This is a genomic window from Pseudomonas sp. IT-P4 (assembly GCF_949767755.1).
Classification (GTDB): domain Bacteria; phylum Pseudomonadota; class Gammaproteobacteria; order Pseudomonadales; family Pseudomonadaceae; genus Aquipseudomonas; species Aquipseudomonas monachiensis.
In genome coordinates this window covers 57592-69926 of the sequence record NZ_CATKPX010000016.1, presented here as the reverse complement: position 1 = coordinate 69926, position 12335 = coordinate 57592, and the positions used below count along the sequence as shown (strand labels likewise).

19 protein-coding genes are annotated in these 12335 nt (G+C 59.1%); 3 read left to right on the top strand and 16 right to left on the bottom strand.

Going from position 1 to position 12335, the window contains the following annotated elements; all coding sequences use genetic code 11:
• Positions 1 to 122: 122 nt before the first annotated feature.
• Positions 123 to 1352 carry a tyrosine-type recombinase/integrase gene (locus ACM6IT_RS02740; protein ID WP_414917464.1) on the top strand — a complete coding sequence of 410 codons (1230 nt, stop codon included), beginning with the start codon at positions 123 to 125 and terminating at the stop codon, positions 1350 to 1352.
• On the opposite strand, the gene ACM6IT_RS02735 is transcribed toward ACM6IT_RS02740, so the two are convergent.
• From ACM6IT_RS02735 to ACM6IT_RS02660, 16 genes are all read right to left on the bottom strand, one after another.
• Positions 1322 to 1567, bottom strand: coding sequence for a helix-turn-helix transcriptional regulator (locus ACM6IT_RS02735; protein ID WP_414917463.1), 246 nt, complete (start codon positions 1565 to 1567; stop codon positions 1322 to 1324). The two genes, ACM6IT_RS02740 and ACM6IT_RS02735, sit on opposite strands and share 31 nt — an antisense overlap.
• Complete coding sequence (locus tag ACM6IT_RS02730; RefSeq protein ID WP_414917462.1) at positions 1564 to 2241, bottom strand: hypothetical protein; 678 nt, start codon at positions 2239 to 2241, stop codon at positions 1564 to 1566. Before ACM6IT_RS02730 ends, ACM6IT_RS02735 begins: the two co-directional genes overlap by 4 nt.
• Complete coding sequence (locus ACM6IT_RS02725; protein ID WP_414917461.1) at positions 2234 to 2899, bottom strand: hypothetical protein; 666 nt, start codon at positions 2897 to 2899, stop codon at positions 2234 to 2236. Before ACM6IT_RS02725 ends, ACM6IT_RS02730 begins: the two co-directional genes overlap by 8 nt.
• Complete coding sequence (locus ACM6IT_RS02720) at positions 2896 to 3207, bottom strand: hypothetical protein (protein ID WP_414917460.1); 312 nt, start codon at positions 3205 to 3207, stop codon at positions 2896 to 2898. Before ACM6IT_RS02720 ends, ACM6IT_RS02725 begins: the two co-directional genes overlap by 4 nt.
• Before the next feature lie 392 nt (positions 3208 to 3599).
• Positions 3600 to 4211, bottom strand: a complete 612-nt coding sequence (locus tag ACM6IT_RS02715) for a 3'-5' exonuclease (protein ID WP_414917459.1) — start codon at positions 4209 to 4211, stop codon at positions 3600 to 3602.
• 60 nt (positions 4212 to 4271) lie between these two features.
• On the bottom strand, positions 4272 to 4493 hold the full coding sequence (locus ACM6IT_RS02710) for a hypothetical protein (protein WP_414917458.1): 222 nt from the start codon (positions 4491 to 4493) through the stop codon (positions 4272 to 4274).
• Positions 4493 to 6247: an AAA family ATPase gene (locus tag ACM6IT_RS02705; RefSeq protein ID WP_414917457.1), complete on the bottom strand. Its 1755-nt coding sequence runs from the start codon at positions 6245 to 6247 to the stop codon at positions 4493 to 4495. Before ACM6IT_RS02705 ends, ACM6IT_RS02710 begins: the two co-directional genes overlap by 1 nt.
• A gap of 5 nt (positions 6248 to 6252) precedes the next feature.
• Complete coding sequence (locus tag ACM6IT_RS02700) at positions 6253 to 7272, bottom strand: DNA translocase FtsK (protein WP_414917456.1); 1020 nt, start codon at positions 7270 to 7272, stop codon at positions 6253 to 6255.
• A gap of 12 nt (positions 7273 to 7284) precedes the next feature.
• Positions 7285 to 7485, bottom strand: a complete 201-nt coding sequence (locus ACM6IT_RS02695; protein WP_414917455.1) for a hypothetical protein — start codon at positions 7483 to 7485, stop codon at positions 7285 to 7287.
• Positions 7486 to 7490: 5 nt separating this feature from the next.
• Complete coding sequence (locus ACM6IT_RS02690) at positions 7491 to 8444, bottom strand: hypothetical protein (RefSeq protein WP_414917454.1); 954 nt, start codon at positions 8442 to 8444, stop codon at positions 7491 to 7493.
• 5 nt (positions 8445 to 8449) lie between these two features.
• Positions 8450 to 9253, bottom strand: a complete 804-nt coding sequence (locus tag ACM6IT_RS02685) for a PD-(D/E)XK nuclease family protein (protein ID WP_414917453.1) — start codon at positions 9251 to 9253, stop codon at positions 8450 to 8452.
• Positions 9244 to 9783 (bottom strand): zinc-finger-containing protein, encoded by a 540-nt coding sequence (locus ACM6IT_RS02680; protein ID WP_414917452.1) that lies wholly within the window; start codon positions 9781 to 9783, stop codon positions 9244 to 9246. The genes ACM6IT_RS02685 and ACM6IT_RS02680 overlap by 10 nt, the downstream gene beginning before the upstream one ends.
• A gap of 122 nt (positions 9784 to 9905) precedes the next feature.
• A complete protein-coding gene (locus ACM6IT_RS02675) occupies positions 9906 to 10040 on the bottom strand; it encodes a hypothetical protein (protein ID WP_414917451.1) in 135 nt (44 codons plus the stop codon).
• A complete protein-coding gene (locus ACM6IT_RS02670) occupies positions 10037 to 10279 on the bottom strand; it encodes a hypothetical protein (protein ID WP_414917450.1) in 243 nt (80 codons plus the stop codon). Before ACM6IT_RS02670 ends, ACM6IT_RS02675 begins: the two co-directional genes overlap by 4 nt.
• A 527-nt stretch (positions 10280 to 10806) precedes the next feature.
• Complete coding sequence (locus tag ACM6IT_RS02665) at positions 10807 to 11034, bottom strand: hypothetical protein (RefSeq protein WP_414917449.1); 228 nt, start codon at positions 11032 to 11034, stop codon at positions 10807 to 10809.
• Positions 11035 to 11670 (bottom strand): LexA family protein, encoded by a 636-nt coding sequence (locus tag ACM6IT_RS02660; RefSeq protein WP_414917448.1) that lies wholly within the window; start codon positions 11668 to 11670, stop codon positions 11035 to 11037.
• 114 nt (positions 11671 to 11784) lie between these two features.
• Here ACM6IT_RS02660 and ACM6IT_RS02655 point away from each other — a divergent pair, with 114 nt between their 5' ends.
• Together ACM6IT_RS02655 and ACM6IT_RS02650 are read left to right on the top strand one after the other, a co-directional pair.
• A complete protein-coding gene (locus ACM6IT_RS02655; RefSeq protein ID WP_414917447.1) occupies positions 11785 to 12024 on the top strand; it encodes a helix-turn-helix domain-containing protein in 240 nt (79 codons plus the stop codon).
• Positions 12025 to 12026: 2 nt separating this feature from the next.
• The gene (locus ACM6IT_RS02650) at positions 12027 to 12335 is read left to right on the top strand and encodes a CII family transcriptional regulator (protein WP_414917446.1); all 309 of its coding nucleotides are present in this window, start codon (positions 12027 to 12029) and stop codon (positions 12333 to 12335) included.

Below are 12335 nucleotides of genomic sequence, written 5' to 3'. Positions count from 1 at the left end.
CCAAGAGCCACAAGCCTTGGCGGTTTTTCTTTTCGTGGTCTTTCGTAGTCTTTCGCTGCGTGCCGCGCACTTTTAGTACATCATTCAGCACTTCTTAATTCGAGTGACTTGGTGATGTACTAATGCCCCTCACTGATACCGCTGTGCGACAGGCCAAGCCGGCCGACAAAAGCTTCACCCTCACGGATGCCAGCGGCCTTTCCCTGTTCATCGCCCCCAATGGCACCAAGTCCTGGCACTTCAGGTTTTCCTGGCACGGTAAACAGCCGCGCATGTCGCTGGGCACCTATCCCGAAATCACCCTAAAGGAAGCCCGCGAACTACGGGATCAGGCTCGCACGCTCGTCGCCAAGGGTGTCGACCCACGGTTGCAGCGTCGGGAAGAGAAACGCGCCGCCGCATCGGAAGCGGTCAAGACCTTCGAAGTTGTGGCCAACGAATGGCACACCTTCAAAACCCCGCGGCTGGTGGTGGCTAAAAAAGGTGCCGCCTATCAGTCGAGGTTCTACCTGGACAAGGACCTGATCCCGGTGCTGGGCAAGATCCCTGTGGCCGAGGTGAAGCGATCCGATGTACTTGAGGCTGTGCGCAGGGTGGAAAAGCGCGCGGCGCTGAACTCGGCCCGCAAGTGTCGCGCCTGGCTCAATGAGATATTCCGGTTTGGCATTGCCTCGGGTTACCTGGACATGAACCCAGCCGCTGACCTGGACATCGTCGCCGCCAAAGAGCCGCCGGTGAAGCACAACCCAATGCTCAGGCAGCGCGACCTGAAAGCCTTCCTACACACGCTCAGGGGCTTCGACTGCGCTGGCTACACGAAGAGCGCCATTCGTATCTTGCTGCTGACCGGTGTTCGCACGGGCGAGGTGCGCCATGCGACGGCAGCCCAGTTTGACCTGGGCGCCGCGCTGTGGACGATACCGCCAGAAGGCGTGAAGCAATTGAGGAAGATGATTCGAACAAAGGAGGGAGGTGAGATTCCGCCGTATCTGGTGCCACTGTCGCGGCAGGCGGTTGAAGAGGTGCGCAAGGTGCATCAGTTGACCGGCAGTTACAAACTGCTGATCGCGGGCCGCAACGACCCGAGCAAGCCAATCAGTGACGGCACGGTCAACGCTGCATTAAAGCGCATGGGGTATGAAGGCAAGCTGACCGGGCACGGGATCCGTGCCACGATTTCAACGGCCTTGAACGAGATGGGTTACAACGAGGACTGGATCGAGGCGCAGCTTTCGCATGCGAGTTCAAGCAAAGTAAGGAAGACCTACAACCACGCGGAGTACGTGGAACAGCGGCGGGGGATGATGCAGGACTGGGCAGATTACTTGGATAAGCTCGAGTTGGAAGGCTGACCCCGGGCGGCGGCGAGCTGGTCGTTGTTCCATTGCAGAACCTCGGCCTTCACCCAGGCTACAGCCCGGCCACCCAGCGGTACCTGTTTTGGGAACAGACCCTCGCTTGCCATGGTGTAAATCTTGGTGGTACCCAGGCCGGTCAGTTCCTTGACCTTCGGCAGCCGGATGAACTCGACCGGCTCTTCGTGTTGATCGTTGCGTGCGGTGTTCATGGGTTCTCTCTCCCGGTGCCGTTGCACCCGTTGCAGATTGTTGAGGATGCTTCTTCGATACCGGTGCAGATGGTGCCAGCGCCGAAGCATCCGAGGCAGGTTCTGAATTGTTCGGCATCCTTGACTGTCGGCTGCACCAACTTGATTTCACCGGGCGCCAGTGTCGGATCCTCGACGACCTTAAAGCCGAGCAGCGCTTCCGCTCGGCGCCGCGCCTTGTTGCCATTGCCGGGGCTGAAGTCTGGAATGTCGCAGTCGCAGCGGGTGGTGCACGACTGCGGGAACTGGCAAGCCTCATCGGCTGGCTTGAGCACGGTTCGGACTTCCTGAACCGTCAGGTCGCTGTTCATCATGTATTCAACGCCGTCACAGTCGCCGCCCAGGTCAACGATGCGGTCACGGCCTGCCTGATACGTTCGCTTCATTGCCTTGAGCATCTTCTCCAGCAGTCCCTCCAGAAGATCGATCCGCCGCCCAGCTTCCAGGCTCAACAGGGAAAAACCATCGTCGGCCTCGTCCAAGGCCTGATCCGCTGCGTTCAGGCGCAACTGCAGGGCGTCACGCTCAGCCTCGACGCGGTCGAAGTCGGCCCCCAGAACAACATTGATTCGCCCCAGGGACTGGCCCTCAACGAGCCCCGCCTCGGTCACGTGGTAACGCTTCACTTCACTCATCACTATCTCCCCCGAATTGGTTAGTTATGGGCACCCGCTTGAACTCGACGACCCAGACCCACGGGTTGGCATCGAAACTCCCTGCGCCGTGCTTCCCATCCCAGAACGCTTTGAAGCCGTACATTTCAGGGATCATCCGGAGTGGTGCGCCAGCTGACTGCAAATGCTCGATGCGCAAGAACTCCTTTCCGGCGGCGCTATCACAGTCCTCGAGCATGTCGCCCAGTTCATCCAGCAATTCCAAGTCTTCCGAATCGCGCAACCGCTCAATTCTGACTTGCGTTATTTCGAGAACGACTCGGCTCGCACGGCGCGGCATATGAATATTTGGGCGCCAGCCTTCGAACACCCCGTCTTCAATCTCAGGCGTCTCAGCGTCTGCCCGGTATTTCCAGGCGATGTGCCAATACTCGGTTGGGCAGCCGGGCATTTCGGGGTGATCGCAATACTCGTAGACCTCACCGAACGGCTCGCGCACCCACAACCTGTCCCCGGGATTGCCGAATGGGCAGTTGGCAGGAATCGGCACCAGTTCGCCCGCTTCAGATGTTTCCCAGAAGCCGTGGGGCATCTTGAGTGCCCGCCGCGTGACCGTCTTCCGGCCTTCGAGAATGGCGCGCACCACCGGCGCGCTGAATAGAATCGGGCGCTCTTTCATGCAGCCCCCTTCAGCACATCAATGACGATCTTCACGCCGCTGGCCACGCTGGAAGGCTGCGCGGCGGCGTACTTGGTCAGGTCTGCAATGGCCTTGATCCTGATGGGTTCGCGGCGGATGGAAGCGCCGAGCCCTCTCACAAACTCAAGGGCGAACCGCTTACCCTCCAGTTCCATCACCCGGTTGATGGGGCCGGTGATAACCAGATCGGGCAACGGCTCATTAGCCACGATTGGCGGTAACAGCTTTGGCGCGGGCAAGGCTTTGCCCAAGGCGCTGGCGAGCGTCTGTTGTGCGAGTGAATTCATTGGGGGACCTTGCCTGTTGGCGTAAATTGAAAGCTTGTGCCTTACTCGTTGCTCAACTACAGCAAGGGGTAGGGCAATGGGATTGGCGAGTCGTCAAAGGACAAAAACGTACTTCGAGTGGGCGGCTGTTCGGCAGTCGTATGTGAGTAAAGAGGACACACTGACAAACGGAGCATTTGTCGAATCGTGTTGCAGGCAGCTAAGCGATGGCACCATTCAGCTATTCGTTGGGGTTTACAGCGCTGAGGGAAAGCCAATCGTTGAGGACTACACGGACGACGTTAAAGACATGACGGTCGGGCAAGCTATTGATTGGGGGCTTGATCGCGGTAGAAGCGTCGGAAACGGACAGAAATCTGAATAAATAAACGCCCCTCACGGGGCGTTTTTATTTAGGCCACCTGAGCAGGCGGGTTCATGGCGAAGTAGATGCGGGCGCAGGCCTCGGTGTCGGGCCGGGCGCGGTGGCCACCGACCAGTTCTTCACCGGTGAAGTGCAACAGGGCCTCGGCGACGGTTGGTGTCTTGAACGAGTTTTTGAAGTTGGTCGCCTTCATCTTCTCGGTGGGTGGCAACTGGCAGATGGGCTTCGAACTGGTGGCTGTGCAGTAGCTAGTCTCCGTTTTGTAGACGTCAGCGGCCTGCTTGCCGATGTAACGCATGATCGCGATGCGCATGATTCGGTCATCAAATGCGCAGTTGTGCGCAACCCGGAGCCCGGCACGCATGTAGATGCTCAGGAAACCGCCAAGGGCCTCAAGTTCAGGAATGCCCTGTTCAAGCGCCATTTCCGTGGTGATGCCGTGAATTACCGAGACATCGTTCGGAATCATCCAGCCATCCGGCCGGACCATCGCTTCGAACGAGTCGACCAGTTCACCTTGTGGGGTGTAGAGCAGGGCGCAGATGTCGACGAGGTGAGGTTGCGACGGGTCGTCGCTCGGGATTTTCCAGTTGGGAAAGCCCGTGGTTTCGGTGTCGAACACGCAGATCAAATCGGACATTGGTTTTCTCCAGGCGAAAAGAAGGCGCCCGTAGGCGCCTGTGGTGTTGCGATGGGTGGGTTACTCGATGAAGCGGACGTCATATAGGTTCGCGGTTTCGACGGTTCCGTCTGGCAACTCGCCGATGGCCACGGTGTAGTTGCCCGGGCCTGATTCGAACTCTTCATACGCCGCGCCAAACTGGTGGAAGGTAGCGATCACCGGTTCGACGTCTTTCCAGTGGCCGCGAACGTCCCCGGATGCTGGAACGAACACCTTTCGTTTCAGTTCGACCTTACGCATCAACTTGCTTCCTGTAGTTGCTGGTCGCCGGCGGCAACACCGCCCTCGATCCACACCGCGTTGATTTCTGGCGGCAACTTGGCGGGCTTGGCCTTAAGGGTGCCGCAGACAATGGCGCTATCGATGGTGCCGGCCTTGGCCATGGCGACCAGCATGCCGAGCAGTTGGCCTCGTCCGGGCAGATCCAGAACGTCGAAGCGATCGAGGATCACAAACCGTAATCCGGAATGCTCGGCGATGGCCAGGGCCAGTAGTGCGTCAGCGCGCCACCGTTCTGACTCGGACAACAGCGTGTACAAGCGGCCGCCTGCGGTGACGTTCATGTCGGCGCCGATCTGCACTTTCTTCCAGTTCGACAACGTCGATGCTTTGGCCAGGCTGTCGTTGAATGGCTTGAGTGCGCCTTTCAGGATCTCGCTCGGGATGCCGTCCGGTGCCAGCAGGTCGGCGATCACAGTCCAGGCCTTCACGTCAGCGTGGTGTGCGGCGGCGTCTTCTGCCTTCTGTTCGGCGCTGGCGATCAGGTCGAGTCGGTCGGACATGGCGTCGACCTTGGCTTTGGCGGTGTCGCGCAGCTTGCGTTGTACCTGAATGGCATTTTCGACCCGTTCGATCATGGCGTCGGTGATTGCTTCAGGGGCGTTCTTCACCAGGGCGTCCAGATCGCGGCCGGCCTGTTCGGATTCATCGACGGCCTTCTGGTCGTTGACCTGGGTGCGGGCGAGCAGGTTGTAGGCGTCGTTCGCCTTCTTCAGATCGGCCTGAGCCTGCGCCAGCTTGGCCGCGTCAGCAGTCTTGCCCTTGAACAGCTCCAGCACCTTGCCGACGATCTTCAGCTTCACGCCGCATTCAGGGCAGGCGCATGGGTTTTCACCAGAGAACGCGGTGACCTGTTGTTCAGCCTCGCTGACCTTGGCTTTCCACGGCTCCAGCTCTTTGTTGGTGGCGGCGAGCTTGGTCTTCCGGCGGTTCAGTTCGAGATAGATCTTTTCGAGTTCGGTCTTGCGGGCGTCCAGGTTGTCGGCCGCTTCGCGTTTGGCGTTCAGGCCGCCCAGATGCTGGGTGCCTTTCTCGATTTCGGTGGCGGCGTCGGTCAATTCCTTCTGCGCCTGCACCAGGTCATCTTGGGTCACCTCGGGCGCATCGTCCGGCAACGGCAGGATTTCAACCATCCAGCCCTCGGCCTTCTCGCTACCGTAAACCTCACCGGTCAGTCCCTTCCAGGCACCGCGGCATTCGCTGGTGTAGGTCTTGGCCTGGTCCTGAGCCGCAGTGAAACCGCTCAACAGCAGCGGCTTGATCTTCTCGACCTTGAGCGCGTCGGCGCCCTTGGCCAGCAGCTTGTCGACCACCACCTGTGGTTTGCTGCTGGACTTGGTCAGCGCGAACAGCATTTTGCGGCGCTCGACGTCCTTCAGGCTGGCGAACAGGGAAGGGGTCAGCACGTAGGGCAGGTACTCGTCACCGACAGCCAGTGTGTGGTCGCCCTTGCCATCTGGCAGGGTGTAACTGCTGGCCACGTCGTCGTGGCTGACAATGATCTGGGATTTCTTCTGGCCTTCGGTGACCAGCTGCTTGTAGTCCTTCTTCAGGGAAACCCGCGCCGAACCACCCAACGCCAAGTTGATTGCTTCCTGAAGACTGGACTTGCCGGCGCCGTTCGGGCCGCTGACCAGCGTGATTGGTGCGGCCAGATCCAGGTTGCACGCTTGCAGACCCTGGAAGTTCTCGACGAATAGGTGATTCAGGCGCATGGCGGTTACTCCAGGTTTAGGTTCGCCAGCTCGGCGATGACCTTGTAGGTGTTTTCGATGACAAGTGCGGCCTCGGTTTCGAGTTCGATCACTTGGTTGTCGACGAGACGCAGCAGCAGGGTGATGGCCTGGTCGCTGTCGATGGCTAGGCGACGTTGCAGCCAGGCGACGTCGACGGTCTTGGCGTGGAGCACCACCAGCTGGGCGGCGTCTTCGTAGCTGAAATCGCCGAACTCTTTACCCTCTGGTTTAAACTCAGCGTCAACCAGATCGTCTGGCAGTTCACTGTTGGCTTGTGCTACAGCACCCGGCTCCCACAAAACTTCCCGCGCACCGGTGTGATCAATCCCGCTCACAACGCCGTTTTGCTCCATCGCTTCGAGAAGCGTGGCCGCACGGTTGAAGCCGATATCAAGTTCCCGCTGAACCGATGAAGCCGTAGCCCGGCGGCTCTCAACCACGAAAGCAACGGCCCGGTCATAGAAGGGGTCGGTCAATGGCGTGTAATCCTGACCGTCCGGCTCATCTGCCCCGGTAGGCTTGCCATCAAACAGGCTGCCGGTCAGATTGCTGACATGAAGCGGTAGGTCATGCTGGTCGCGTTCTGGCTTGATGCTGTCGAGCCCCTCGTCATAGTCGTCGGGCGCAAGAACCAGCAGGCAGATGTGACCGGCGCTGTCGGTTAGCCCATGCCTGTTCTTATCCTTGGCATCAACTACCGACGTTACAGTCAGGTTTTTTGCGTCCACCTTGATCTGCTTCATGGTGCAGGGGATGGTGATCGAGCCGCGGGAAGCGATGATCGCAATCGCACCGTGCACGGCTTCATGAACTTTCTCCGTCAGTCGATCGATGACTTCCTGCTGTTGGCCCTCGTTCAACTTGCTGAATGGGGCAGCGATGTTCTTCCACTCGAACATGGCCGCTTCCACCAGGTCGCGTTCCAGCAGCTCATGAGCCAGCATCGACGGCATAAGGCCATGTAGCTTGGCGCGTTCGATGGCTTCCATGTGTTCAGTTTTCATCGTTGGTGACTCCTACGCTTTCGCGATGCGTTCGAGCTTCGACTGTTGCGCCGGGCTCAGATGGGTGTGGGCGCCATAGCGCTTGAAGTTGGCCCGCAAGTTCTCGACGAACTCCAACTCCCAGGCGCCGCTGGCGTGAAGCTCAGCGACGGCTAACAGGGCGGCGAACTCCTCAATGCGGTCGTAAATCTCGGTGACTGATTGAGTAGCCATGGCGGTTACTCGAATTGCAGGTTGCTGGTGTCGGCGGGGACCTCGGTGACCGTTTCGGCTGTTTCTGTAACGGTTTCGGCCTGATTTGTTGCGGTTTCGGACGTTTCTGATGCAGATTCCGGCGAATCGGATGCATCAGCGTCGACCTGGTCGGCATCGTCATCGATGATCGCTGGCGGCTCAGGCTCTTTATCGCGCAGATCATTGATGTCCACGGAGTAGGTACCGGAAGCGTCCGCCGTGGCGTCGATGAAATCCTCGACCTCTTCGCGTGACTGCAATCCCATCAACAGTTCGGGCGCATAAAGCCGTCCCAGCATGCTGGCTGCCCGGTACCGCAACATGACCTCCGGCATCGTCAGCCACTTACTGCCGTTTTTGGTCAACCAACCCTCATCGATGGCCATCTGCATGGAAATGGTCGGGCCGTTGAGCCGATCACCGGTTTCCTTCTCGATCACCCAGGCGGTGCAGGTTTGATGCTTAATCTTCGCCGTCCGCTGCTCGGTGACCTTCTTGCCGTCCTTCCAAAACGTGGCGCTGTATTTCAGTTCCTCGACCTTGCCAGGATCGCTCAGGTCGAAGCGCAGCGGACTGAAACGACCGCAGCTGTTGAGCATTGCGATGATGAACTGGCTCGACCAGCTCGGGCGGCCTTCGATGACGTAGAGGTTCTGCATCACCATTAGTGGATCGGCACCCATGCGCAGCGCCATGTTCAGCGCTACAACGCAGTTGGGCAGGCCGGCAGCATTCGCGACATGACCCACGACCTTGCCGTATTCCTTCGTTTCGGTGAATGCGCGGTACTGCACCGGCACAAGGGTAGAGCCGGCGAGGGCCTTTGCGACTCGCTGCAGTTGTTCGAAGCCCGAACCTGTCAGCAGCGACATGGGTGCATCGTTCTTTGGTGCGGCGACAGCGCTGGTCTGCATTGCCGCAAGGGTGGTCTGGGTCATAGTGGTTACTCGTGGTAAGGACAGGAGGACCAGCGCGGGCAGTACTTCGCGCTGCACAGGAAACTCTGGGGATTGGGCGGGAACAGGCCGGTGCGGAACATTTCGGCGCCGATCTGGATCAGGCCGGGAAACTCTTCGGTACCGACCATCATCTGGCGGGCGTTGCGAATCTCGCCGATCCCCACCTCGGGTTTGCCCTTCGTCTTCAGCCCGATGATGTGAGCCGGGGCGGTGCAGGGCTCGCCGGTGGTGTGCTCTTCGAGAATTTCGTAGGTGCCGATCTGCGCGGCATGGCCTTTGGTCTTCGCCACGCCCTCACTGACAGCGGCGCCGCCAGTCTTCACGTCGGCAATACCCTTGCCGTCACCGGTCTTGCATATCCGGGCCCGGTCAAGCTGGCCGGTCAGGCGAACGATGACGCCACCGCCGCAATCGATCTCCAGCGGCGTGGCTGTACGTTCAACGGCCACGTACTCATAGCGCGGGCTGATTTCGTTGCAGTACATCGTGTGCAAGGGAAGGGCGATGCGTTCGGCCTCTTGAATGGTCAGCTTGTCGGCCTTCCAGTCAACGTCCCGGTCAGGGTTGCGCAGGGTGTGAATCAGCAGCTCGGCCGTGTCGAATGCGGTCAGGTTGCTGCCGTTCATGCGGGAAACGTCGAAAGCCGCGGTGCTTGTGTGGATCGACGTGCCCAGGTGGGCGCGCGGGCTGCTGGGCGAGTGATGCCCCAGAAGGTGTATCCACTCCCACTTGAAGGCGCAGTCGAACAGCGAGCCCCACGACGAGGCACGGACTGTGGTTACGGCCATGTGATTTTCCTCGCATTTTTGAATGCTTGTACCCAGGCATTGTTGGTGTTGGGGCTGGCCGCCAGATCCTCAGTGCAGAGCGCAAAGGCCTTTGCACAGTCGGCCTGGTCGAACCATCCGAAGTGGCATTCGCCGACCTCAATGCCCATCTTTTCGGCCAGCCACTGATAAGCAAGGGAGCGACTGAAGCCGCGCTTTTCCTTAACGCGGTGGAAGGCGTCCTTGGCTGCATTGCGATCCTTGCGAAGTTGCGGCGCAGCCAGTGTGCCCAGCGGAATGTCCGTGTCCGGATGCAGGCCGACATAGGCTTTGCAATCGGTGCAGAGGTAGGCGTATGGCCAATCTCCGTATTCCCGGCCGTTGTAGATTTCGGAATTGCTCACCAGCTCGACGTGGCCAGCGCAGTAACGGCAGACGGTCGGCGCAGGGAGTGGGTTCTTCACGCGTTTGAGTGCACGGCGGCTGATGTGAGGCAGCGGCGCGGGTGCAGCAATGCGCTCGGGGGCGTTTGCCCGAGGATCGATTGGCATGGTGTTTTCCTATTGAGTGACGCGGTCGGCGAGGGCGCCGAGCAGCATCAGGAGAGTTAAAACGGTGATGGCGGAGAAAGATCCGCGCCAGATCAGCACTCGGCGGGCACGCTGGCGGGCGGTCATGGCATGTGCACCACGATCATTCCGCGCCGGATTTCGATTTTGGTTTTCTCCGGCAGATCGGCGACCAGAAAAAAGCCCTGCTTATTCAGGGCTTCGGCGAGTTCCTTGCAGGTTCTGGCGATGATTGTCATGTCCGCGCCATCCGATTATCTCGGCAGAGCCGTGCTACTCGGTTGCTGCGCACCGAATTCACCCGGTGGTGCAGCAAGGCCGATTCGGTGTGGTCAACGTCGCCACACATTAGGGCGTAGGAAATCATCCCAGCCGCGTAGCAAAGTTCTGATTCGGAGCCGACCAGGTCACCGGTGGTCAGGCCCCGAGCCTTTTCAAGCCGCTCCTCGAAAATCGTTCGTGCTGTCTTATTGAACATGGTCGCCTCCGTGATTGCGGGTGGTTGTGCATCGGATAGCGCTCGAATCTGGCCGGCGAGTAACCCGTCTACGCCGCGGACAATCCGCTCTGGCTCGGGGAAAGGTGGCCACCCTGCTATCTCGGTGCGGTCGCAGCCGAGCGCTATCCGATGCGCCCTGTTGCCAAGGCGCTTTGAATTCGTTTGTTGCTGGCCGCTGTTACACGCCACCTGCGGACTGGGCGATGACTTGTTCGGGAGGCTTGAGGCCTCGACAGATCGCCACGCCCTGCAGGCTGCGATCTCTCCAGTCTTGGCGCTTTACGCTTCGCGCCCTGGGTGGAGGCCCCCCATCTGGTCCGTTGAGGCCGGACCATTGCTGCCTGGTGTAACTAAAGAGCGCTGGCTTTCGCCGGGTTTCTAATCTGCGCTAATCGCAGAACATGGATTGCATTATGCGCAGAAATGTTTCTGCGTCAAGCGCAGATTTATAAATCGCAGGCACAAAAATGCCCGCACGCGGCGGGCTTGATTTCGGAGAAGGGGAGTTAGCGGCGGATCAGGCGTGAGTAAAACAGATCGGTAAGTGGGCGAACGGCGAATATTGCGAAGAAACAAGCCACGTAGAGCGCTGACTCAAAGGCGTCTCGGTAGCTGCTGGCAACATGCGCCCGCAGCATCCAGAGCCCCAGTAGGATGGCGCCCAGGGCAATAAAAGCCATCACGGCGTAAGTCTGCGCTTGGCGCCAAACTGCTTTATCCGTCGAGGTTCGCATTTAAAGCCCCGTCATCTTGGTGTCGATTACCCGGCCAATGAACTTGCACTCACCATTGATCTGGATGGTGCGGTAGCTCGGGTTCAGCGGGCGAAGGTACTTCAGTCCTGCATCTTCAATGTACTGCTTGAACGTGCTTTCGCCACTGTCGAGCAGCTTCACCACGTAATATTTTCCACTGATCAGATCGGCTTCGGGCTGTACCAGGATGCGAGAGCCTTCTGGAAAGCTCGGATTTCCGTTACAGGTCATCGAATCGCCTTTAACGTCCAGCCAAAAGCCATGAGGCCCAGCATTCTCTGTGGAAGCAAGCCACTGGTCTGCATCGCCCGGGTGGAAGTTGTCGCAGGACTCCGCCCACTCACCAGCAATTACCCAACTGATCAAAGGATATTCCTTAGGCGCCCGACTCGGTTGCAGGGCCATCTGCACGTTCGACATTCCAGCGTCTTGTTGCGGGGTCAGTTTGATACCAAGGACGCTCATGATCTGCTTGAGCTTTTCCGGGGTGGTGCTTTGCAGCCCACGCTCCAGACGCGAGAGGTTGCCAGAGTCTGAATCGACCTGGTGCGCGAGTTCTTCGAGGGAGAGCTTTTTAGCTTTCCGTGCGTTTCTGATGATCTGTCCGATATCCATGGGCGAATTTTCCGGTCTTGCTGCGTTATACGCAAAGCGATTGGCGCAGAATTTGTTTGCATTAAATCTGCGCTAATCGCAGAATTACCCTGAAATCAACTCAGGGCTACCGCCATGACTCCCCTAAAACGTGCTCGTCTCGAAAAGAAATGGACGCTCGCCGATGTTTCGGCCCGTCTTGCTCTGATCGGTGACGCCATCGACTCCGGCAACCTTTCTCGCGTTGAACGCGGGGTTCAGCGTGCCTCCGCAGGTCTTGCGGAGAACCTGAGCAAGGTCTTCGACGGCGAAATCACCGAGATCCATATCCTTTACCCGGAGCGGTTCCCCGACTCCGGTGAACAGGCGGCCTGATCATGTCGACGAACCCATTGAACCAAGAGCAGACCGTAAGGGCCCGCAAGAACTACTCCGTTCTCATGCAGAGCCTTGCATCGATCGGCAACGCCCCTGTCGCACTTGCAGTGGGTTGCGACGAGGCAACCATCAGCCGCATGAAGCCGGAGAAGTTCGAACAGTTCTGCCAGATCTTGGCGGTGCTGGGGCTGAAGGTTGTCCCGAATGACATGCGCTGCTTCAACCAGCGCGATATCGAGGCGATTTTCCACCAGGCCAAGCGCTGGATGGAGCACGTCCAGCACGTCGATCAGCTGGAGGAGGACTGA

Excerpts from the sequence above, each read along its gene's own strand:
- ACM6IT_RS02740 (WP_414917464.1), top strand. The coding sequence starts at position 123 with ATGCCCCTCACTGATACCGCTGTGCGACAGGCCAAGCCGGCCGACAAA.
- ACM6IT_RS02735 (WP_414917463.1), bottom strand. The coding sequence starts at position 1,567 with ATGAACACCGCACGCAACGATCAACACGAAGAGCCGGTCGAGTTCATC.
- ACM6IT_RS02730 (WP_414917462.1), bottom strand. The coding sequence starts at position 2,241 with ATGAGTGAAGTGAAGCGTTACCACGTGACCGAGGCGGGGCTCGTTGAG.
- ACM6IT_RS02725 (WP_414917461.1), bottom strand. The coding sequence starts at position 2,899 with ATGAAAGAGCGCCCGATTCTATTCAGCGCGCCGGTGGTGCGCGCCATT.
- ACM6IT_RS02720 (WP_414917460.1), bottom strand. The coding sequence starts at position 3,207 with ATGAATTCACTCGCACAACAGACGCTCGCCAGCGCCTTGGGCAAAGCC.
- ACM6IT_RS02715 (WP_414917459.1), bottom strand. The coding sequence starts at position 4,211 with ATGTCCGATTTGATCTGCGTGTTCGACACCGAAACCACGGGCTTTCCC.
- ACM6IT_RS02710 (WP_414917458.1), bottom strand. The coding sequence starts at position 4,493 with ATGCGTAAGGTCGAACTGAAACGAAAGGTGTTCGTTCCAGCATCCGGG.
- ACM6IT_RS02705 (WP_414917457.1), bottom strand. The coding sequence starts at position 6,247 with ATGCGCCTGAATCACCTATTCGTCGAGAACTTCCAGGGTCTGCAAGCG.
- ACM6IT_RS02700 (WP_414917456.1), bottom strand. The coding sequence starts at position 7,272 with ATGAAAACTGAACACATGGAAGCCATCGAACGCGCCAAGCTACATGGC.
- ACM6IT_RS02695 (WP_414917455.1), bottom strand. The coding sequence starts at position 7,485 with ATGGCTACTCAATCAGTCACCGAGATTTACGACCGCATTGAGGAGTTC.
- ACM6IT_RS02690 (WP_414917454.1), bottom strand. The coding sequence starts at position 8,444 with ATGACCCAGACCACCCTTGCGGCAATGCAGACCAGCGCTGTCGCCGCA.
- ACM6IT_RS02685 (WP_414917453.1), bottom strand. The coding sequence starts at position 9,253 with ATGGCCGTAACCACAGTCCGTGCCTCGTCGTGGGGCTCGCTGTTCGAC.
- ACM6IT_RS02680 (WP_414917452.1), bottom strand. The coding sequence starts at position 9,783 with ATGCCAATCGATCCTCGGGCAAACGCCCCCGAGCGCATTGCTGCACCC.
- ACM6IT_RS02675 (WP_414917451.1), bottom strand. The coding sequence starts at position 10,040 with ATGACAATCATCGCCAGAACCTGCAAGGAACTCGCCGAAGCCCTGAAT.
- ACM6IT_RS02670 (WP_414917450.1), bottom strand. The coding sequence starts at position 10,279 with ATGTTCAATAAGACAGCACGAACGATTTTCGAGGAGCGGCTTGAAAAG.
- ACM6IT_RS02665 (WP_414917449.1), bottom strand. The coding sequence starts at position 11,034 with ATGCGAACCTCGACGGATAAAGCAGTTTGGCGCCAAGCGCAGACTTAC.
- ACM6IT_RS02660 (WP_414917448.1), bottom strand. The coding sequence starts at position 11,670 with ATGGATATCGGACAGATCATCAGAAACGCACGGAAAGCTAAAAAGCTC.
- ACM6IT_RS02655 (WP_414917447.1), top strand. The coding sequence starts at position 11,785 with ATGACTCCCCTAAAACGTGCTCGTCTCGAAAAGAAATGGACGCTCGCC.
- ACM6IT_RS02650 (WP_414917446.1), top strand. The coding sequence starts at position 12,027 with ATGTCGACGAACCCATTGAACCAAGAGCAGACCGTAAGGGCCCGCAAG.